This is a genomic window from Curvibacter sp. EU05-FHT14A10 (assembly GCF_058791075.1).
This window is the reverse complement of record NZ_JBYTDE010000001.1, coordinates 240938-258764: the sequence shown is the minus strand read 5'-3', so window position 1 is coordinate 258764 and position 17827 is coordinate 240938. Positions and strand designations below refer to the sequence as shown.

The window sequence follows — 17827 nt, the reverse complement described above, 5'->3', positions numbered from 1 at the left end:
GTGTATATAATCTAAGTCTTGTTCCTCGATAGCTCAGTCGGTAGAGCGCCGGACTGTTAATCCGTAGGTCCCTGGTTCGAGCCCAGGTCGAGGAGCCAAGTTTCATTGCTAGTTTTCTGTCTAGCGGGTTGCGTTGGCTGTTTGCCATCCGCATCCGATAAAGACAGTATCCGACATTCCTCGATAGCTCAGTCGGTAGAGCGCCGGACTGTTAATCCGTAGGTCCCTGGTTCGAGCCCAGGTCGAGGAGCCATTTAAAGGTCTTGCAGGCACATGCCCGCAAGACCTTTTTCTTTTGGGCCATCCATCCGTCTCAACGAGACTGCGCCCCCCTTCAGCTCAAAGGCATCGGCTGGCTATCAACACCACCTGACCGCGCCGGAAAATAGATGTGAAACTCCGCACCTCCGCCGGACACGTTGCAGGCACGGATCCATCCACCATGCCCTTCGACAATTTTTCGGCAAATGGCCAGCCCCAACCCCGTCCCACCCGAACCATTCTTGGTTTTGCTCGATTGGACGAAGGCCTCAAAGATCTTCTCCAATTCGGCCTCAGGAATACCGGGCCCCCGATCACGCACAACGATGTGAATTTCACCGCCATCACCAATCTGGGCGGAGAGTGCCACCGTTTGATCATTGGGTGAGAACTTGACCGCATTGGCCAGCACGTTGCGGATCACCTGCTGAAAACGCAACGGGTCAGCCCGCGCCACCAGGGGCAGATCCGACAAGTCCATGTCGAGAGCGAGGTTCTTGCGCGCGAGCAAAGGCCCCATTTCCCGGGCCACCGGCCTGATGAGTGAGCGCAGATCCACGCTCTCAAGGTGAAACGTGCCGACCGTGCTTTCGATCTTGGAAACATCCAGCAGATCATTGACCAACGCCAGCATTCGCTGCCCCGAGGCATTGATGTCATGAAACATGGCAACGATGCGATCACTGCCTTTGCCTCGCATCACCCCCAATTCCGAGAACCCGATGATCGACTGGAGCGGCGTGCGCAATTCATGGCTGATGTTGGCCACAAACTCCGACTTCGAGCGAGACGCCTCTTCTGCCACGTCACGAGCCTCACGGATGGCGCGCTCTGCCTCACGAAACTCGGTCACATCGGTGAGCACCGTCAGCACGCCGATCAACGCGCCCGATTCGCCCGGCACCATCACCTTGCTGATCAGGACATCTCGCATGCCCATGTCGTAGCGCGCGATGCGCGACTCGAAACGGATTTCGCCCCCCTGCCGAACCAGCTGGGCTTCGGAATGATCATGCAACTGCGCCTCGTTGGCAGGAAGAAAATCTGCGAAGCGCTTGCCGATGACTTGACCGCGATCCAGACCCTTGAACTGCTCCCAGGCCTTGTTCACCATCACCAGACGACCCAGTTCATCTGCCATTGACGTGGGTTCGGGACTGATTTCAAGTATCAACCCGATCAAAGACAACTGCATCTGGAGTTGCCGCTGGGTCTCCAGCAACTCGGTGATGTCCACAGCACTGCCCGCAAAGGCCGTGATGCGCCCATCCACCGACAAGGGGACCACGGCCAATTCAAAATGGCGAGTGCGTCCGTCAGCGCCGACCGTGGAAGCCCGGCAATGGCGCACACCGTCAAGATGATCCAATGCGAACAAGGTGGTACGGTCGGTGGGGCGCTCAGGCACCAGGACATCCAGCACGCTGCGACCCAAGGCCTGGTGCGCCTGCGCGCCCAGCAAGGCAGCCCAGCGGGCGTTCACGTAGGTCACAACCCCCGATGCATCCGTGCGGAAAATCAATTCCTGCAGGCTACGCAACAGCACACTCAGTTCGCGTTCGCTGCGCACCACCTGATCGCGAGCCCGATCAAACAAAACCCGGGAGCGCTCACGAGCCCGCAAACTACGATACAGAACAATCGCCATGCCCAACAGCATGAACACCACGACCAGGCCCGTGACCAACACCGGGCGCGCACGCGCCAACCAACGCTGGGTGGATGCCCCCAAGGCTTGCTCAACCAAAACCACCAAAGGCCAGGCCCTGGAAGCCCGAAAGGCCACCAGCGTCTCCTCCCCGGCAGCCGAATGCTCTCGGTAGCTGCCATGTTCACGCGCGACCTGCCGCTCGCTGAACAGACTGTGGTGCGCCAAACTCAACCCGGGAGCCCCCACCATGTCCACGGTGCTGGTCAATAACAACCCCGTGTAACTTGTCACGAGCACTGAAAGCGGGTTGTCGCCAATCACCTGACGCTGAAAGTTCACCAAGGCATCGGGATTGATCAGGGCCACCACCAACATCGGCTGCCCTCCCGCCAAAGCAAAGCCATACACCATGGGCAGGCTGTTGATTCCTGAACGCAATTCAGCCTGAGACGCGCCCACCTCAAAGTCCGCCAGACTCCGCCCACGAATCAACGGCCCCAACGAAGCCTGGCCACGGGCAGGACGCGGCCCCAGCAATGAAAGATTGACCTGGCGCCGAACGTCTCCTGCCGTGGAACTGACCAGAACCCGGCCTTGAGCATCCAGAACAGCGATCGAACGAACAAAAGGAACACCGCCAAGTGCCTGAGTCAGCTGCCGACTCAGATGCGGCAGGTCGGCCAGCGAATCCTGCAACAGAACCGTCTCTGCAATGGAGTTCTGCACCACCGCCACAGCGTCAAAAGACCGACTCGCATGATCTTCGATCACCCGCGCATAGAGCTCTTGCTGCCGGAGATCTTGCTCTACCACCTGCTGGTGACCACGCCAAGACATCCAGACAATGGCCATCAGCAACAGCAATGCGAACAGGACGCCCGTGAACAGCGCAAGCTGGCTCGACAGCCACTGGGCCGACGGGTGTTTCAAAGTGGAATCTTGGCGCATCTAAACCGTGCCAAAGCGCCCGTCAAGGCTGAACCACCATGGAGGCCAGCCCATGCCTTTTGGCAAGGCCCTCCAGACGACCATCTTTTTGAATTCGGGACACAAAATCATCCACTACGGAATACCAACTTTCGTCCCCCGGCTTCACCGCATAGCCGTAGGGCAAGACATGAAACGGTTTTGGCGAGGAGATCAAGGTGGCCCAATCTGCGTTGTCCAGCAATCGACGACTGTAAGGATAATCGGTCATGAAAACGTCGATCCGCCCGGCCTCCAGCTCGCGTTCACGGGTCTGGGGTGGCTTGACATTGACGAGCTTGGCATGTTTCAGGTAAGCAGCCATCACAGGCTCCATGAATGTCCCGGACTGAACTCCAACCAGAATGCCCGGCCGATCAATGTCTGCCCATTGTTTGATGGTGGCACTGCCGCGCGTGGTGATGGCATAAATATCGCTACGCAAATAGGGTCTGGAGAATCGCAGATGCTGCATGCGTTGCGCAAGCATGCCCACAGCAAACATGGCAATATCGCAGCGATCACTCAAGAGATCGGGCACCAGGGAGGCAAAGCTTGAATCGACGAACTCAACTTTCATCGACAGGTCTGCCGCCAACTCGTGGGCCAAGTCAATATCGACCCCGACCAATTGCTGAGTACGGGGGTTGCGGTAGGTGACACCATAGTAATCTGGCCAGATGCAGACCCGAACCACCTTGCTCGTTTGCACTCGGTCGTGGACGCTACCGGCGATCAACGGCGACATCGCCATCGAAAGCCCCAGGGCCAGGCACCAATTCACCAGAAACCGATACATCATGATCTACTCCTGGTATCCGTCATTCGCCCCATTTGCAGGTGCCGGAATCGCACAAGGCCCCCAAGGCATGCGCTTATCTTGCCGGCGACAAAGACAGGGCGCCCGGTCGTCACCCATTGCCGGCCCACCGCCCACGATGGGATTCACGACGAAGCTTCTTCGAGTTTGTTGATGGTTTCGATCAACTGCAACAGGCTGAATGGCTTGACCAGGTACTCGTCAGCCCCCGCTTCGAAACCAGCTGCCCGGTCTTCACTCTGCCCACGGGCCGTCAGCAAAATGACCTTGGAACGAGCCAATTGCGCGTTCGCCTTGATCCGCCGACAAACCTCCAAGCCATCGATGCCTCCTGGCATCATCACGTCAAGCAGCACCAGGTCGGGGTGCAACTCCTCGGCCAAGCTGAGGCCCGCCTGCCCATCCGCTGCTTCGAATATTTCGTACGCCACAAACTCCATGGTCATTCGCAAAAGCTTGCGAATATCCGCATGGTCATCGACGATCAGTATTTTTTTCATGCAGTACCTCGCGATAATTCAAAAATCGCCTGACAAGCTGATTTTTGACAAGATAACGATATCATATAAATTATTTTTATCATTTGTCAAGTCTTTTTTTACAGCAGTCGTGCCAAAATACAGCGCATCATGACCCAAGAAGAAAATTCCACACGCGATCACTACACAACCCTCGAGGTAGCCGGCCTGTTGGGCATGGCAGTTCGATCGGTTCAACTGATGGTCGACAGGGAGGAACTCGAGGCCTGGAAGACGCCAGGAGGCCATCGACGGATTTCTCGCTCCTCGGTCGAACGCTGGATTGCCTCACGCAAACCGGCGGGAAGCCAGGTCGACCGCCACAGCGCCGACCCCGCGACGGGCCGTTCAGTGCCAGGTTCAGGGGGATCACGGGTCCTGCTGATTGAAGACAGCACCCACTTCCAGAACCTGGTCAGCATGCTGATCCGGCAGCACTTCCCCAACGTCGACTTGCGTGTCGCCGACGATGGAATTGCGGGCTTGGCCATTTATGGGCAGTTCCAACCCGACATCTTGATTGTCGACATCCTGCTCCCCGGCATCGATGGCCCCACCCTGATCACCAGTTTGCGCTCGCATCCCCAGTTTGCCCGCAGCCAATTGATCGTCATCACCTCGCTCGACGAAACCCAACGGGGGCCCTACGCCTTCGCACTGAAGGGCGTTCGCGTCATCCACAAACCTAGGCTGGTCGCCGAACTGCCCGGCTTGTTGGCCCAGGTGTTACCCACAGGGGCAGGTCAAGTCAAGTCATCCGTCTGAAGGCCATTGCATGCCGCGCATCTTGCTGATCGAGGACGACGCCTCCATACAACGCTTCGTCGAATTCGCGCTGGAGGACATCGGTGCCGAGTTGATGATCACGGATACCGTCAAGCAAGGCATCAACTACCTGAGTCAGTCGCCGTTCGACCTGATTCTGACCGACCTGATGCTGCCGGGTGAATCGGGGGTCACCTTGCTCGAAAAGCTTCGTGAACAACCTGATCTGGCTCCACAGACCAAGGTGGTGGTGTTCAGTGCCGGCCTCACGAGCAGTGTGAAAACACAACTGCAGGCGCTTGGGGTTTGGCGCATGTTGTCAAAGCCGATTTCAGTTCTGGATTTGCTGACCTGCGTGGAAGAGGGCTTGTCTACCCAGCCAATTTCTCAGGCATCGATCCAGACCGACGCTCCGACTGCCCCACCGTCGTCCTCACTGCAAGACCTTGAGCGCCATGCCATCGAGACCCATTTCAATGGCGATACGCAGTTGTTCATGATGTATCGGCAAGCCTGTTTGGCCCAATTCCAAGTCGATATCGAAACTGGCGACCTGGCCAACCAAGCCCAAGACCTGCCGGCCTTGCGCCGAATGGGTCACAGCCTGAAGACCGTGCTGCACACACTCGCCGAAGAAAATGGCGCCCAGATCGCCAAGGCCCTCGAACAATTGGCAGAGCGACAAGAATTGATCGCGGCTCAACATCAATGGGGGCACTTGCGCAACGCACTGCTGGATGCGCGGCAAAGGCACCTTGCGACGCCATGCTGACCCTTCCGCCCAAGGCCGGCGGCCTGGCCGGGTCGGATGCGCCTGACGGCAAACCGTGCTGGGCATTCTCTTGAACAAGCCTCACACGCCGCCACAGCTGCCCTTTCTTGCACCGGGTGAGCCCTTCCCCCCTGTCGAGCGCAGTTGGGGTCGTATCGACCCTCTGCCTGGCTTGCTCGCCGCAGGCGCAGATCTGAGTCCGACCACCTTGGTCGAGGCCTACCGGCAGGGAATATTCCCCTGGTTCAGCGACGGTCAGCCCATTCTCTGGTGGAGCCCCGATCCTCGCATGGTGCTCCCCCCCAGCGGCTTTCGAATGCGACGTAGCCTTCGGCAAACGCTGGCCCGATTGGGTTCACAGTGCCAGTTTGAGGTCCGATTCGACACCCAGTTTGAGGCGGTCATGCGCGCTTGTGCTCAAAGCCCGCGACCGCAACAGCAAGGCACCTGGATCACCGAAGGCATGATTCAGGCCTATCTGGCTTTGCACAAGATGGGCATTGCCCACAGCGTGGAGACCTGGGTCGATGGCCAGCTTCAAGCGGGGTTGTACGGAATCAACATTGGACGAGCCATGTTTGGCGAATCCATGTTCACTCGCATGCCTGATGGCTCGAAGCTGGCACTGGCTGCCTTGGTGGGTTTTTGCCTGGAAAACGACATCAAGTGGATTGACTGCCAGCAAAACACAAGGCACCTGGCCTCCATGGGGGCCCATGAAATAGAACGCAAGACCTTCACCGCGTGGCTTGAAAAGGCCACTGCCATGGCCGCGCCAAGCTGGCAATTTAATTCCGTATACTGGGATCGTGTCAGCCGCCTCAGGTAAAGACCGTGACCCAGCTCAATGACCTGCCCCTGCAAACCCTGCAGTTCTATGCAACAGCGCCCTACCCCTGCAGCTATTTGCCTGAAAGGCAGGCACGCTCTCAGGTTGCAACGCCCGGTCATCTGATTCAGACCAGTCTTTATTCGGATCTGGTCTCTGCAGGGTTCCGGCGCAGTGGCATGTTCACTTACCGCCCTTATTGCGATGGTTGCAGGGAATGCCAGCCCCTGAGAATTCTTGTACGGGACTTCAAGGCCAATCGCAGCCAACGCCGCGCCGCAAGGCTTCACGAGCGCCTGGAAGCGCGTGTTTTGAAGTTGCACTTTTCAGCTGAGCACTACCAACTTTATTTGCAATACCAAGCTGGCAGGCACGCTGGTGGCGGCATGGACCATGACAGCGTCGATCAGTACACCCAGTTTCTGCTGCAAAGCCGCGTGAATTCTCGGCTGGTCGAGTTCCGCGAACCCTCCACGCATCCGGACACCCCTGGTCTTCTTCGCATGATCAGCATCCTGGACGTCCTGGACGATGGGCTGTCAGCGGTCTACACGTTTTACGATCCCGATGTCGGCGGCAGCTATGGCACCTACAACGTGATGTGGCAAATCGAGCAGGCCAAGTCACTTTCGCTGCCTCATGTGTACCTGGGCTACTGGATCAAGTCCAGTCCGAAGATGAGCTACAAAGCCCAGTACCTGCCCCATGAGGTTTTGGTGGATCAGACGTGGATTCGAAGTACGGCGCGCTGAGCGGACATTCATTTCACCAAGTAAAATAAGAACAACTCCAAACATGGTTAGCAATGCGAAAACGAGATACCACCCAGCCGACCAGTCCAAGCATTCAGGTCATAGAGCGCATGTTTGCGTTGATCGATGTACTGGCCTCTCGCGAAGAGGCCATCTCGCTCAAGGAGATCAGCGAGAGAACAGGGCTGCATCCGTCCACAACCCACCGGATTTTGAATGACCTGGCAACAGGACGATTTGTCGATCGACCTGAAGCCGGCAACTATCGGCTGGGCATGCGCCTGCTGGAGTTGGGCAATTTGGTCAAAGCCAGGCTCAGTGTGCGCGATGCGGCCCTCGCCCCCATGCGAGAGTTGCACAAGCTGATTCAACAGCCAGTCAACCTCAGTGTTCGCCAAGGCGATGAAATCGTCTATGTCGAGCGCGCCTACAGTGAAAGATCGGGAATGCAGGTGGTTCGAGCCATTGGCGGCAGGGCACCACTGCACCTGACCTCGGTGGGCAAACTGTTTCTGGCTGTGGACGAGCCGCAGAAGGTCAGAGCCTATGCCACGCGCACAGGACTGGCCGGGCACACGCGCAACAGCATCACACAACTCCCGCTGTTGGAGCGAGAGTTGTCCAAAGCTCGCCAGTACGGCATTGCCCGCGACAACGAAGAACTGGAGCTGGGCGTGCGCTGCATGGCCGCCGGCATTCATGATGACCAGGGACGCCTGGTCGCCGGGCTTTCCATTTCAGCGCCAGCAGATCGCCTGGATGAAGGTTGGCTACCCAAGCTTGAGGCAACGGCGGGTGAAATCTCACAAGCCCTGGGCTATAAACCCAGCCCTTCCAGCGCTGGCTGATGTTCAGAGCCTGATCAAAGCAGGCGCTCAATCAAAAGAGCCTGGGTGTCTCAAGACATCCCAGGCTCTTTTTTCATGGGCCCGCCGATCTTCGGCGGACAGGATTGAACGCATCAGCCGTTGCGGGCAGCGATCAAAGGATGGTTGCTCTCCACCCAACGCTTCACACGCTCCGCATCGGCAATTCGACTGAGTTTGCCCGCCGAATCCAGAAACACCATGATCAATTTGCGACCAGCCACCTTGGCCTGCATCACCAAGCATTGCCCGGCTTCAGAGATGTAGCCGGTCTTCTGCAGCCCAATGTCCCAAGCCGGATTTTTGACCAAGCGATTGGTGTTGTTGTATTGCAAAGTGCGGCGTCCCACCTCGACCTGATAACCGGGCGATGTGGTCAGCTCTCGGAGCACCGGGTCGGTGTGCGCAGCATTCACCAATACGGCCAAATCACGTGCACTGGACTGATTTTTGCTTGACAGGCCTGTCGGCTCGACGTAGCTGGTATCCCCCATGCCCAAAGACTTGGCTTTGGCATTCATCAGAGACACAAAGGTTGCCAAACCACCCGGGAAGGTACGTCCCAGTGCGTGGGCGGCCCGGTTTTCGCTGGACATCAAGGCCAGGTGAAGCATTTCACCCCGACTCAGGGTCGAGCCCACAGCAAGGCGGGAGCTGCTTCCCTTTTCGGTGTCGACATCATCCTGAGTGATGGTGATGTTCTCATCCATCGACAAATGAGCTTCACTGACAATCACGCCCGTCATGAGCTTGGTCAACGAGGCGATGGGCAGCACGGCCTGATCATTCTTGCTCAGAAGCACTTCGTGGGTGTCTTGGTCCACCACCAACGCCACGCTTGACCGCAGCGCCAAAGGGTCTGACGAGCCGTGCAAGCCCGCCATCTGCCCAAAGGAAGCCTTGGCCGGCACGATGACTGCAGCCCGCGCGGGCACCTTGTGGTGGCGCGGCGCATGTGCCACCTTTTGAATCGCATGGGTTCGCACGACTGCCGTCTTTTTGCGCTCTGCAGCGTGAACCCCTCCCACCGAAACAGCCAGCACCAAGGCCGAAAAAGTCATCAAACGGTTGAAACGGTTCATGGGAGCGATCAAAGAGGACATCATGCAGGCTCTCCGTGCAGACAACATATGTTACACACGGCTACGATAAAGAAAAACCCGCACAAGATCAACCACTTGCACGGAGTTTTTCAGGTTTTCCGAGAATTATAAAGAGCCTGCTCAGCCCTGTGCCGCTACCCGGTCAGCTTTACTGTGCAATTTGTTCAAGGCGCTGAGGTAGGCCTTGGCCGATGCCACAACGATGTCCGGATCAGACCCCACACCGTTGACGACGCGGCCACTGTTTTGCAGTCGAACGGTTACTTCGCCCTGACTCTCGGTCGAACCACTGATGGCGTTGACCGAATACAGCACCATTTCGGCACCGCTTTTCACATGGGACTCGATGGCCTTGAGCGAGGCGTCCACAGGGCCGTTGCCATCCGACTCACCGCGAACCTCTTTACCCTCCACCGTGAAGACAATGCTCGCACGGGGACGCTCACCCGTTTCGCTGTGCTGCGACAAAGAGACCAGGCTGTACTGCTCTTTCTCAGTCGCCACACTCTCATCACTGACCAGGGCCAAGATGTCTTCGTCAAAGATCTCGCTCTTGCGATCCGCCAACTCCTTGAAACGACTGAACGCGGCATTCACCTCCTGCTCGCTTTCCAGACTGACACCCAACTCTTGCAGGCGTTGCTTGAAAGCATTGCGGCCACTGAGTTTGCCCAAAACGATCTTGTTGGCCGACCAACCCACGTCTTCGGCACGCATGATCTCGTAGGTGTCGCGCGCCTTCAACACGCCGTCCTGGTGAATGCCAGAAGCATGGGCAAACGCGTTGGCGCCGACCACTGCCTTGTTGGGCTGCACCACAAAGCCCGTGGTCTGACTGACCATTCGGCTGGCGGCAACAATGTGTTGGGTATCGATGTTCAGATCAAGGTTGAAATAGTCACGGCGAGTCTTCACCGCCATCACGACCTCTTCAAGCGAACAGTTGCCAGCCCGTTCACCCAGACCGTTGATCGTGCACTCGATCTGACGGGCACCCCCAATCTTGACGCCAGCCAACGAGTTGGCCACTGCCATGCCCAAATCGTTGTGGCAATGAACCGACCAGATGGCCTTGTCGGAGTTGGGGACGCGCTCGCGCAATGTCTTGATGAAGTTGCCGTACAGTTCCGGCACGGCGTAGCCCACGGTATCTGGAATGTTGAGGGTGGTCGCCCCCTCGTTGATCACCGTCTCCAGCACACGGCAAAGGAAATCCATGTCGCTGCGATAGCCGTCTTCGGGGCTGAACTCGACATCGGCCACCAGATTGCGGGCAAAACGCACAGCCTGCTTGGCCTGTTCGAGCACCTGGTCAGGCGTCATGCGCAGCTTTTTCTCCATGTGCAACGGCGACGTTGCGATGAACGTATGGATGCGCGAGCTGTTGGCGCCGCGCAGCGCTTCGGCAGCCCGGGAGATGTCACGGTCGTTGGCACGGGACAGAGAACAGACGGTCGAGTCCTTGATCGCGTTGGCGATGGTCTGGACCGCTTCGAAATCGCCGTTCGAACTGGCGGCAAAGCCGGCCTCGATCACATCCACACGAAGACGCTCCAGCTGACGTGCGATGCGCAGCTTCTCGTCCTTGGTCATGGAGGCGCCAGGGGATTGCTCGCCATCACGCAATGTGGTGTCGAAAATGATCAGCTTGTCAGTCATGAAGGTCTCCGGAAAGGTTGAATCTTGAGCCCAAAAAAGAAAAGGCCCGCAACAGATGAAACTGGCGGGCCGCTCGGGGTAATCCTGGTGTCAGATGTACGCGCTCAGCCCGCCCTGCTTAGCAGAAGGGCCACTAGCGACAAGCCAATGTAAGCAAGCAGCTCAAGCTTCAGAGCCGCACCAACACCGACACGCAACAAGTGGGAAACACGCATGCGGGCAAATGTAGCACAGGCTCTGTTCACTTGTGCAAGCCGCGTTCGTCGGGCTCATCGGTGCTTGTACTGATCACACTGGTTTGCATGCCCTTGGTTCGACGCCAGATGTACACGCCATAACCACTGAACCCATAGATGATGAACAGGCCAAACAACACGATGGGGGGATGGATGTTGATCACAGCAATCCCGAGCGCGATCAGCACGATCACAGCAAACGGAACGCTCCGCTTGAAATGCACATCCTTGAAGCTGTAAAAAGGCACGTTGGTGACCATGGTCAGGCCGGCATACAAAGTCAGCGCAAAGGTGATCCAGGTCACCTGGGTCCAGGTCAGCCAGCTGGACTCACCCGCGCGAATTCCGGCTTCGGTCACCAACCAGATCAAGCCTGCCACCAGAGCTGCGGCCGCTGGCGATGGCAAGCCTTGGAAGTAGCGCTTGTCGACCACCGCTGTGTTGACATTGAAACGAGCCAGGCGCAATGCCGCACAGGCACAGTAAACGAATGCCGCGATCCAGCCCCAACGACCCAAACCCTTGAGCGCCCACTCGTAGGCGATCAAGGCAGGCGCCGCACCAAACGAGACCATGTCAGCGAGTGAGTCCATCTGCTCGCCAAAGGCACTCTGCGTGTTGGTCATGCGCGCCACGCGACCATCCAGGCTGTCCAACACCATGGCACAGAAAACGCCCACGGCAGCCTGGTCAAACCGGCCGTTCATGGCCATCACGATCGAGTAAAAACCACCAAACAAGGCTGCCAACGTGAACAGGTTGGGCAGCACATAGATGCCCTTTCTGCGCTTTGGCAGCACCACCTCATCCAGGCTGTCAGGTGATGACGCGTTGCCATCGTGCATGAATCGTTCTCCATTCCAAAAAGCGGCAAGCCGATCAGGACTGCCAGCAAGGCTTGGTACAACCCCAAGCCCAGTCAGCCAAGTTTAAGCCACAGGACCCCTGTGAATCCAAAAAACAAGGGCCACCCGAGGGTGGCCCTTGTCAGTTCGAGGCAAAGGCATGGCGCCCATGCCAAGCTTCATCAGTTGCGGGTCTGGTCAACCAGCTTGTTCTTGGCAATCCAAGGCATCATGGCGCGCAGTTGGCCGCCCACCTTTTCGATGGAATGGTCGGCGGTGTTGCGACGACGAGCGGTCATGCTCGGGTAGTTCAAACGGCCTTCCTGGATGAACATCTTGGCATAGTCACCGTTCTGAATGCGCTTCAGGGCATGGCGCATGGCAGCACGCGATTGCTCGTTGATGACTTCAGGGCCAGTCACGTACTCACCGAACTCAGCATTGTTGGAGATCGAGTAGTTCATGTTGGCGATGCCGCCTTCATAGATCAGGTCAACGATCAGCTTGAGTTCGTGCAGGCATTCGAAGTACGCCATTTCGGGGGCGTAGCCAGCCTCGACCAGGGTCTCATAGCCCATCTTGATCAGTTCGACAGCACCACCGCACAGAACGGCTTGCTCGCCGAACAGGTCGGTCTCGGTTTCTTCCTTGAAGTTGGTCTCAATGATGCCAGCCTTGCCGCCACCGTTGGCCATGGCATAGGACAGTGCCAGATCACGGGCCTTGCCACTCTTGTCCTGATGAACAGCCACCAGGTGAGGCACGCCGCCGCCTTGCGCATACGTCGAGCGGACCGTATGGCCAGGGGCCTTCGGAGCCACCATCCAGACGTCCAGATCGGCACGGGGCACCACCTGGTTGTAATGCACGTTGAAACCGTGAGCAAAGGCCAGCGAAGCACCCTGCTTGATGTTGGGCGCCACGTTGTTGGTGTAAACCTCAGCGATCTGCTCGTCGGGCAGCAGAATCATGACCACATCAGCAGACTTCACAGCCTCGTTGACTTCGAGAACGGTCAGGCCAGCCTTGCCAACCTTGTCCCACGAAGCACCGCCCTTGCGCAGACCCACCACCACCTTCACGCCGCTGTCGTTCAGGTTTTGGGCGTGAGCATGCCCTTGCGAACCGTAACCGATGATGGCAACAGTCTTGCCCTTGATCAGGCTCAGGTCACAATCCTTGTCGTAAAAAACTTTCATGATGTTCTCCAATGAATGAGGTTTGGCGATAACGCCCAGTGACAGGCTCGGGGCGAACGCTCGGGAACAATCGCCATATAAAGATCGGTTCGTGTTGAGCCTGTCGAAACACGACCGAACAGAAAATCAGACGCGCAGTATTCTCTCACCACGCCCGATGCCGCTGGCGCCCGTGCGGACGGTCTCAAGAATGGCGCTGCGGTCGATCGCGTCCAGGAACGCATCGTTCTTGGACAAGTCACCGGTGAGCTCGATGGTGTAGCTCTTCTCAGTCACGTCGATGATGCGGCCTCGGAAAATATCGGCCATGCGCTTCATCTCTTCGCGCTCCTTGCCGACGGCACGGACCTTCACCATCATGAGCTCACGTTCTGTGTAGGCCCCTTCGGTCAGGTCAACGACCTTCACCACTTCGATCAGACGATTCAGGTGCTTGGTGATCTGCTCGATGACGTCATCGGAGCCAGCGGTCTGGATCGTCATGCGCGACAGGCTGGGGTCCTCGGTGGGCGCCACTGTGAGCGACTCGATGTTGTAACCGCGGGCCGAAAAAAGACCCACCACGCGGGACAGGGCACCTGCCTCGTTTTCGAGCAGGACTGCAATGATGTGCTTCATGAAAAGGATTCCTCTTTTCGCCGCCCTCCCCGCACCACGGTAATGGTGCAGCTCGGCGGTCAATAGATTCGTCGAAAGATTGGACCGGGTGCGCGAAGGGCACCCAAGGTCCGCATGTCAGAGGTCTTCAGACCCCAGCAGCATCTCGGTGATGCCCTTGCCGGCCTGCACCATCGGGAACACGTTCTCGGTGGGGTCCGTGCGGAAGTCCATGAAGACGGTACGGTCCTTCAGTTTGCGGGCCTCGCGCAATGCAGGCTCGACATCCTGGGGTCGCTCGATCAACATGCCCACGTGGCCATAGGCCTCAGCCAATTTCACAAAATTAGGCAAGGCGTCCATGTAACTGTGGCTGTAACGGCCAGAGTACTCAATCTCCTGCCACTGACGCACCATGCCGAGATATCGGTTGTTCAGCGAGCAGATCTTGATCGGCGTGTTGTACTGCAGACAGGTCGACAGTTCCTGGATGTTCATCTGCACCGAACCTTCGCCCGTGATGCAGAACACCTCGCTGTCCGGCTTGGCCAGCTTGATGCCCATGGCGTAAGGAATGCCCACGCCCATGGTTCCCAAACCACCCGAGTTGATCCACCGACGTGGCTCATCGAAACGGTAGTACTGGGCAGCCCACATCTGATGCTGACCCACATCGGATGTGATGTAGGTGTCGGCGTCGCGGGTCATGTTCCACAGGGTCTCAACCACATACTGCGGCTTGATGACCTCGCCATTGCCACGATCGTATTTGAGGCAGTCGCGCTTGCGCCAACCTTCGATGGTGTCCCACCACGCGCCCAACGCTGAAGCATCAGGACGCTGGCTGCCTTCACGGATCATGCTGATCAACTCACCCAGCACGTCCTTCACGTCGCCGACGATCGGAATGTCGACCTTCACCCGCTTGGAGATGCTGGAAGGATCGATATCGATGTGAATGATCTTGCGCTCGTTCTGCGCGAAGTGCTTGGGATTGCCAATGACGCGATCGTCAAAGCGGGCCCCCACGGCCAGCAGGACGTCGCAGTTCTGCATGGCATTGTTGGCCTCAATGGTGCCGTGCATGCCCAGCATGCCCAGGAACTTGCGATCCGACGCGGGGAAAGCACCCAAACCCATCAGGGTATTGGTCACGGGATAGCCGAGCAACTCGACCAGCGTACGCAACTCCTGGGTGGCATTGCCCAGCAACACACCACCACCGGTGTAGATGTAGGGGCGTTTTGCCGTCAACAACAGTTGCAGGGCCTTGCGGATTTGCCCACCGTGGCCTTTGCGCACCGGGTTGTACGAGCGCATCTCGACGGTCTCAGGGTAGCCGGAATAGGCCACCTTCTTGAAAGACACGTCCTTGGGGATGTCCACCACCACGGGGCCCGGGCGGCCGCTGCGCGCGATGTGGAAGGCCTTTTTAAGAGTCAAAGCCAGATCGCGCGGATCTTTGACCAGGAAATTGTGCTTCACGATAGGCCGGGTGATGCCCACGGTATCGCATTCCTGGAAGGCATCCAGACCGATGGCCGGCGTGGGAACCTGGCCACTGATGATCACCATCGGGATGCTGTCCATGTACGCAGTGGCGATACCCGTGACCGCATTGGTCAAACCGGGGCCAGACGTCACCAGGGCCACACCCACGTCACCGGTGGCACGTGCGTACCCGTCAGCAGCGTGAACGGCAGCTTGTTCGTGGCGCACCAGAACGTGCTGAATCGAATCCTGTTTGTAAAGCGCGTCGTAGATGTAAAGAACAGCACCACCCGGGTAACCCCAGATGTACTTGACGCCTTCGGCCTGAAGGCCTTTGATGAGAATTTCCGAGCCCATCAGCTCTTGCGAGGGCACTGCTGCTGCAGCGGAGGCCATTTCAGCCTTTGAGATTTCCATGATCAACCTTTGTGAATTTCTCTGACGAAAAACCTTGGGTGCCCCTTCCCGAGCTCTTGTGAAGCCGCGTCAGGACTTAGGGCCACAGCCATGGGCACACTGATTCTTGTGCCGGACGGTGACCCGTTTGCCGTTAATTTGCTCGCGCATTATCGCACTCAGGCCATGGAAATCCCGCGGTTCGCCCAAAATTTCACTGCTCCAATGCCATAATTCGCGCCTGCCTTGGCGATGATTCTGCCGCCAACGCACATCAACCCCGCAAAGCTGCACACGTCAGAGCCCATTTGGCCACCGAACAAGAACTGTCGGATTTCCTCAGGGAGGTCGAGAAGCGAGCCTTCAAGCGCTCCCTGTACCATGTCCGCAATGAAGAAGCGGCACTGGACATCGTTCAAGATGCCATGCTGAAGCTCGCGGAGCATTACGGCGACAAGCCTCCCAACGAGCTTCCCATGCTCTTCCAGCGCATCCTCTCCAATTGCACGCTGGATTGGTTTCGCCGACAAAAGACACGCAACGCCCTGTTCTCAAGCCTGAGCGACTTCGAGGGCGCCGGCGATGACGGGGATTTCGATCTTCTGGAAACTTTCCGAGGCAGTGACCCCTCTGAGCAAACGGAAAGCGCAGAAGACACGACTCGCCGGGCTCAGATTTTGCATGCGATCGAAAAAGAGATTCAGGACCTGCCCGCTCGTCAACGAGAAGCGTTCCTGATGCGTTACTGGGAGGAAATGGACGTTGCCGAAACGGCAGCAGCCATGGGCTGCTCCGAAGGCAGCGTCAAGACACATTGCTCCAGAGCCGTCCAGGCTCTGGGACGGGCCTTGAAGGCAAAGGGACTACAACCATGAACAAGACGCTTCAATACAACCCTTCTCGACTGGCAGCAGAGGATCTCTTCGGCCAAAAGGTTGCACAACGCCTGGACGCGGCATCCCAAGACCTGCCTTACGACATTTCCGAACGCTTGCGCGCCGCCCGGATGCAAGCCCTTGCCAAGCGCAAAGTGGTGGCCGTTCGCACCACGGCGCCAGCTGTGGCCAGCGCGGGCAATGGGGTTGCCACCCTGAATTTCGGTGGCGAAAGCTTCGGCATCTGGGGACGCCTGGCCTCTGCCCTGCCCCTGATTGCACTGATTGCAGGCTTGTTTGTCATTCAGGTCGTCCAGGACGAAGACCACACCAACGAATTGGCCGAAGTCGACACCGCACTGCTGACGGATGATCTGCCTCCGCAAGCTTATGCAGATCCCGGCTTCGCTCAATTTCTGAAGGCGCGGGCCAGCGAAGAACATTGATCTCTGCTTGTATGCTCCTGGCGCCACGGCACTCTTTTTCCATCGCCCGCCAACTCGCGGTCGTATCGGCATGCATCGTTGCCCTGAGTGCCCCGATGGCTGTTGTTCGCGCCACAGAGGTTGCCGCGGGCGCGACCGAAGAGCCCCACCCCGAAATCAATACCCCCCCGCTCGGTGCATCCTCGGTTCCTCAAACGGTCGACGCTGAAAAGCACAAGGCCGCCCCCGTCAAACCCAGCCCCAAGCGCCCAGTGCTGAATCAACGCCCCATGTGGGCAGATCTCACGCGCGCGCAGCAAGAAGCCCTGGAGCCCCTGTCGGCACGCTGGGACACCCTGGGCGAAGCCCACAAACGCAAGTGGATCGCGCTATCCCACAACTTCAAAAGCCTTTCTCCCGAAGAACAGGAGAAGCTGCACAGCCGCATGGCTGAATGGGTCGGCTTGACAGTACAGGAGCGCGTCCAGGCCCGTCTGAACTTTGCGCAGACCAAGAAGCTGGCCCCCGAAGAAAAACGAGCCCAATGGGAGGCCTACCAAGCCCTGACGGATGAGGAACGCAAGGAACTGGCGATTCATGCCCCCGTCCACCCAATGGGCGCCGCAACACCAATCAGGCCCGTACCTGCCAGAAAATTGGCCATGATCCCCGTTTCAAAATCCACCTTGCGCAGCACAGGCAAAATTGAAACTGGCCCGCACCATGTGGACATGCACACCTTGCTCCCCACCCCCTCTGGCGCAACCGCGACCAGCAGCACCGGGCGTTGACTTCAACCAA

At 58.0% G+C, this 17827-nt stretch carries 17 protein-coding genes and 2 tRNA genes; 10 read left to right on the top strand and 9 right to left on the bottom strand.

The window, feature by feature from the left end; all coding sequences use genetic code 11:
- Positions 1-22 precede the first annotated feature (22 nt).
- Both AC3WUT_RS01180 and AC3WUT_RS01175 read left to right on the top strand, forming a co-directional pair.
- Positions 23-98: transfer RNA gene (locus AC3WUT_RS01180), tRNA-Asn, on the top strand.
- Between the two features lie 79 nt (positions 99-177).
- A tRNA-Asn gene (locus AC3WUT_RS01175) sits at positions 178-253 on the top strand.
- Between the two features lie 81 nt (positions 254-334).
- On the opposite strand, the gene AC3WUT_RS01170 is transcribed toward AC3WUT_RS01175, so the two are convergent.
- The 3 genes from AC3WUT_RS01170 to AC3WUT_RS01160 all read right to left on the bottom strand — a co-directional run bounded on the left by AC3WUT_RS01170 (position 335) and on the right by AC3WUT_RS01160 (position 4198).
- Positions 335-2860, bottom strand: a complete 2526-nt coding sequence (locus AC3WUT_RS01170) for a sensor histidine kinase (protein WP_492345227.1) — start codon at positions 2858-2860, stop codon at positions 335-337.
- Between the two features lie 22 nt (positions 2861-2882).
- Positions 2883-3680: an ABC transporter substrate-binding protein gene (locus tag AC3WUT_RS01165; RefSeq protein WP_492345226.1), complete on the bottom strand. Its 798-nt coding sequence runs from the start codon at positions 3678-3680 to the stop codon at positions 2883-2885.
- Positions 3681-3823: 143 nt separating this feature from the next.
- Complete coding sequence (locus AC3WUT_RS01160; protein ID WP_492345225.1) at positions 3824-4198, bottom strand: response regulator transcription factor; 375 nt, start codon at positions 4196-4198, stop codon at positions 3824-3826.
- Between the two features lie 129 nt (positions 4199-4327).
- On the opposite strand from AC3WUT_RS01160, the gene AC3WUT_RS01155 reads away from it, so the two are divergent.
- The 5 genes from AC3WUT_RS01155 to AC3WUT_RS01135 all read left to right on the top strand — a co-directional run bounded on the left by AC3WUT_RS01155 (position 4328) and on the right by AC3WUT_RS01135 (position 8182).
- Positions 4328-4981: a response regulator gene (locus AC3WUT_RS01155; RefSeq protein WP_492345224.1), complete on the top strand. Its 654-nt coding sequence runs from the start codon at positions 4328-4330 to the stop codon at positions 4979-4981.
- 10 nt (positions 4982-4991) lie between these two features.
- On the top strand, positions 4992-5753 hold the full coding sequence (locus AC3WUT_RS01150) for an Hpt domain-containing response regulator (protein ID WP_492345223.1): 762 nt from the start codon (positions 4992-4994) through the stop codon (positions 5751-5753).
- Positions 5754-5823: 70 nt separating this feature from the next.
- Positions 5824-6582, top strand: coding sequence for a leucyl/phenylalanyl-tRNA--protein transferase (gene aat / locus AC3WUT_RS01145; protein WP_492345222.1), 759 nt, complete (start codon positions 5824-5826; stop codon positions 6580-6582).
- A gap of 5 nt (positions 6583-6587) precedes the next feature.
- Positions 6588-7334 (top strand): arginyltransferase, encoded by a 747-nt coding sequence (locus AC3WUT_RS01140; protein ID WP_492345221.1) that lies wholly within the window; start codon positions 6588-6590, stop codon positions 7332-7334.
- Between the two features lie 110 nt (positions 7335-7444).
- On the top strand, positions 7445-8182 hold the full coding sequence (locus tag AC3WUT_RS01135) for an IclR family transcriptional regulator (RefSeq protein ID WP_492345220.1): 738 nt from the start codon (positions 7445-7447) through the stop codon (positions 8180-8182).
- Between the two features lie 113 nt (positions 8183-8295).
- Here AC3WUT_RS01135 and AC3WUT_RS01130 read toward each other — a convergent pair whose 3' ends face one another.
- The 6 genes from AC3WUT_RS01130 to AC3WUT_RS01105 all read right to left on the bottom strand — a co-directional run bounded on the left by AC3WUT_RS01130 (position 8296) and on the right by AC3WUT_RS01105 (position 15747).
- Positions 8296-9303, bottom strand: coding sequence for a serine hydrolase (locus tag AC3WUT_RS01130; protein WP_492345593.1), 1008 nt, complete (start codon positions 9301-9303; stop codon positions 8296-8298).
- A gap of 120 nt (positions 9304-9423) precedes the next feature.
- Positions 9424-10962, bottom strand: coding sequence for a 2-isopropylmalate synthase (locus tag AC3WUT_RS01125; RefSeq protein ID WP_492345219.1), 1539 nt, complete (start codon positions 10960-10962; stop codon positions 9424-9426).
- Positions 10963-11203: 241 nt separating this feature from the next.
- Positions 11204-12043, bottom strand: coding sequence for a CDP-diacylglycerol--serine O-phosphatidyltransferase (pssA, locus tag AC3WUT_RS01120; RefSeq protein ID WP_492345218.1), 840 nt, complete (start codon positions 12041-12043; stop codon positions 11204-11206).
- A 182-nt stretch (positions 12044-12225) separates the two neighbouring features.
- Positions 12226-13242, bottom strand: a complete 1017-nt coding sequence (gene ilvC / locus AC3WUT_RS01115) for a ketol-acid reductoisomerase (protein ID WP_492345217.1) — start codon at positions 13240-13242, stop codon at positions 12226-12228.
- Positions 13243-13368: 126 nt separating this feature from the next.
- A complete protein-coding gene (ilvN, locus tag AC3WUT_RS01110; RefSeq protein WP_492345216.1) occupies positions 13369-13860 on the bottom strand; it encodes an acetolactate synthase small subunit in 492 nt (163 codons plus the stop codon).
- A gap of 117 nt (positions 13861-13977) precedes the next feature.
- Positions 13978-15747, bottom strand: a complete 1770-nt coding sequence (locus tag AC3WUT_RS01105; protein ID WP_492345215.1) for an acetolactate synthase 3 catalytic subunit — start codon at positions 15745-15747, stop codon at positions 13978-13980.
- A gap of 287 nt (positions 15748-16034) precedes the next feature.
- Between AC3WUT_RS01105 and AC3WUT_RS01100 the strand changes: the two genes are divergently transcribed.
- The 3 genes from AC3WUT_RS01100 (at position 16035) to AC3WUT_RS01090 (ending at position 17817) form a co-directional block, all read left to right on the top strand.
- Entirely contained in the window at positions 16035-16601 is a 567-nt protein-coding gene (locus AC3WUT_RS01100) for an RNA polymerase sigma factor (protein WP_492345214.1), read from the top strand.
- On the top strand, positions 16598-17047 hold the full coding sequence (locus AC3WUT_RS01095; protein WP_492345213.1) for a DUF3619 family protein: 450 nt from the start codon (positions 16598-16600) through the stop codon (positions 17045-17047). The genes AC3WUT_RS01100 and AC3WUT_RS01095 overlap by 4 nt, the downstream gene beginning before the upstream one ends.
- 269 nt (positions 17048-17316) lie before the next feature.
- Positions 17317-17817 carry a DUF3106 domain-containing protein gene (locus AC3WUT_RS01090; RefSeq protein WP_492345212.1) on the top strand — a complete coding sequence of 167 codons (501 nt, stop codon included), beginning with the start codon at positions 17317-17319 and terminating at the stop codon, positions 17815-17817.
- Positions 17818-17827 lie beyond the last annotated feature (10 nt).

Bases quoted from the DNA above. Each gene is read 5' to 3' on its own strand.
- AC3WUT_RS01160 (WP_492345225.1), bottom strand. From the start codon at position 4,198: ATGAAAAAAATACTGATCGTCGATGACCATGCGGATATTCGCAAGCTT.
- ilvN (WP_492345216.1), bottom strand. From the start codon at position 13,860: ATGAAGCACATCATTGCAGTCCTGCTCGAAAACGAGGCAGGTGCCCTG.
- ilvC (WP_492345217.1), bottom strand. From the start codon at position 13,242: ATGAAAGTTTTTTACGACAAGGATTGTGACCTGAGCCTGATCAAGGGC.
- AC3WUT_RS01105 (WP_492345215.1), bottom strand. From the start codon at position 15,747: ATGGAAATCTCAAAGGCTGAAATGGCCTCCGCTGCAGCAGCAGTGCCC.
- AC3WUT_RS01155 (WP_492345224.1), top strand. From the start codon at position 4,328: ATGACCCAAGAAGAAAATTCCACACGCGATCACTACACAACCCTCGAG.
- AC3WUT_RS01095 (WP_492345213.1), top strand. From the start codon at position 16,598: ATGAACAAGACGCTTCAATACAACCCTTCTCGACTGGCAGCAGAGGAT.
- AC3WUT_RS01130 (WP_492345593.1), bottom strand. From the start codon at position 9,303: ATGTCCTCTTTGATCGCTCCCATGAACCGTTTCAACCGTTTGATGACT.
- AC3WUT_RS01090 (WP_492345212.1), top strand. From the start codon at position 17,317: ATGTGGGCAGATCTCACGCGCGCGCAGCAAGAAGCCCTGGAGCCCCTG.
- AC3WUT_RS01135 (WP_492345220.1), top strand. From the start codon at position 7,445: ATGTTTGCGTTGATCGATGTACTGGCCTCTCGCGAAGAGGCCATCTCG.
- AC3WUT_RS01165 (WP_492345226.1), bottom strand. From the start codon at position 3,680: ATGATGTATCGGTTTCTGGTGAATTGGTGCCTGGCCCTGGGGCTTTCG.
- AC3WUT_RS01170 (WP_492345227.1), bottom strand. From the start codon at position 2,860: ATGCGCCAAGATTCCACTTTGAAACACCCGTCGGCCCAGTGGCTGTCG.
- pssA (WP_492345218.1), bottom strand. From the start codon at position 12,043: ATGCACGATGGCAACGCGTCATCACCTGACAGCCTGGATGAGGTGGTG.
- AC3WUT_RS01150 (WP_492345223.1), top strand. From the start codon at position 4,992: ATGCCGCGCATCTTGCTGATCGAGGACGACGCCTCCATACAACGCTTC.
- AC3WUT_RS01125 (WP_492345219.1), bottom strand. From the start codon at position 10,962: ATGACTGACAAGCTGATCATTTTCGACACCACATTGCGTGATGGCGAG.